This window comes from Chamaesiphon sp. VAR_69_metabat_338 (assembly GCF_031423935.1).
In the GTDB taxonomy this organism is placed as follows: Bacteria; Cyanobacteriota; Cyanobacteriia; order Cyanobacteriales; family Chamaesiphonaceae; genus Chamaesiphon.
This window is the reverse complement of the sequence record NZ_JANPGM010000201.1, coordinates 1-1,959: the sequence shown is the minus strand read 5'-3', so window position 1 is coordinate 1,959 and position 1,959 is coordinate 1. Positions and strand designations below refer to the sequence as shown.

The 1,959-nt window shown below is 47.6% G+C and carries 1 protein-coding gene and 1 other RNA gene; one reads left to right on the top strand and one right to left on the bottom strand.

Going from position 1 to position 1,959, the window contains the following annotated elements; translation table 11 throughout:
- On the bottom strand, positions 1–1,200 hold a 1,200-nt coding region (locus RMO84_RS05845), incomplete at its 3' end, for a lipid-A-disaccharide synthase-related protein (protein WP_310487535.1).
- A 206-nt stretch (positions 1,201–1,406) separates the two neighbouring features.
- Here RMO84_RS05845 and ssrA point away from each other — a divergent pair.
- Positions 1,407–1,803: a transfer-messenger RNA gene (gene ssrA, locus RMO84_RS05840) on the top strand.
- The last annotated feature ends 156 nt before the right edge of the window (positions 1,804–1,959 follow it).

Below are 1,959 nucleotides of genomic sequence, written 5' to 3'. Positions count from 1 at the left end.
CCCGGCGATCGATTGCAATCGTTCGGGATACTGTAATAATTGCTGTATTGCCAATCCCACATCCTGCGGCTGCGGTACCAAAATTACCGACTCACCCAACAGGCGAGTTTGGGCTTCGGCAAAGGCGGGTGTAAACTGTGGGCCAGCACCGGGAATAGTAACAGCGGGCTTACCCAAACTGATAAATTGCTCAGTTGCCGTTCCTGCCATCGCGATCGCACATTCACCCAATTGCATAAACTCTCGTCCCAATTGAGTGCTAATGGCGATCGTGACTCGATCGTATCGATAATAAAGCGCGCTAGGATCGGGACTAAAATTAGTTAAATCGGCTTCAATTCCTACTAGCTTCATCCATCCCAGTTTGCTAAGATTTTCCTCGATGACATTTAGATCTAGTGTTGAAACGATCGCGGCTAAACAGAGAATTTGACGATCGGGAAAGGCCGGAATTAGACTCTCAACAGCCAAGAGGATCTGGTGCCAATTTGCATAGGCTTCTGGAGGACGGGAGCCAGGAAGTAGCGTCACGATTAACGATCGCGCCAGTTCGCGCTTGAAGGATGGGAGCTGGTTAGATCCAGGTTGAGTGGTACCTATAGCAACGCCATCTGTCATCGGATTACCCAGATCGAAAGCCGGAATTTGCCACTGTTGCAAGACTTCGGCAGTTAATTTGTCGCGAGCAAATACCGCTTGACAGTTGCGACGACTCAACAACCAGCGTTCCCACGGCAGATAATACGAGCCAGTTTTAACTTCGATCGAATTGCGCTGCGAGGCTAAGATGTTTCCCTGACGATCGCGAATATAGTATTCGGATTTTGCCGTACCGATAAAGGCGTATTCCGCACCACTCAACCACGCAAATAATAAGGGGACAATATCCCCCACCGCCAGAATTTTGCCGCCAGATTTGCCCCATTGCCGAATCGTCCGCAGTTGATCGATCGTTAATCCCACCAATCCCCCCTGAAGATCCCGCGCCAATTGGCGATTATCCTGATTGAGAAATCCCCCCGATGGCATCACCTGGACTTTCCCCGCGATCGGAAAATCATGACTGCGATAAGCTTCACCCACACCCACAATCGGCAAGGCAACTATTTCTGACGATTTAGCTAATTTTCGCAACTCTTGGAGCACAGGCAGAGCGATCGCGTCTTCACCGTGTCCGTTGCTGATGCAGAGGAGTTTCATAAATTAGGGGATAGGGAATAGAGGATAGGGAATAGGGACGAGAGTTCAGTCAATTAATTAGACTTTGATATTTCAAACATGTTTGCACGTTTAATTTTATTAACGAGCCGGAAATTGGTAGTTTTTAAACACTATTCTCTATCCCCTATTCCCTATCCCCTACCTCTTCCCAAAATCCCCAAAACTACTATATAATAGAAAGACTTGGGGCTGTAAAGGTTTCGACGTGTTGGCGAAAGCTGCACTGTGATACAGGTCGAGAGGGAGTCCACTCTCGTAAATATCGGCTCAACTAAATACAAATGCAAACAACATTGTACCTTTCGCTCGTAAAGCCGCTCCTGTAGCTGCCTAAAAACACTTAAGATTAATTTCTAAGTCCGAGCATCGATAACATGACTCCGTTAAATATTATCGATAAACCCCAACGGATGCTCTCATTAACCGTCTCTGGTAGGTTAGTTGGCTAAGATTCATCAGAGTATCCTGCGACCTGGGACAATAGGTCACTCCCGTCTTGAGGGTTAGATAGACTATACCTGTGAATGAGCGGAAAGTTAATACCCAGGGCGGACGGCAGTTCGACTCTGCCCAGCTCCACTATTTTAAATCAACCCCGAATCGAAGTTAACCCTTCAATTCGGGGTTGATTTTTTGCTTCCCATCTGTCTTGAAAAGGTGCTCCACTGAGGCGTGTTTACCACACTTTTCGCGCCTATCTCTTCCCGAAATAGCCAGTAGGGTGGGCAATGCCCACAG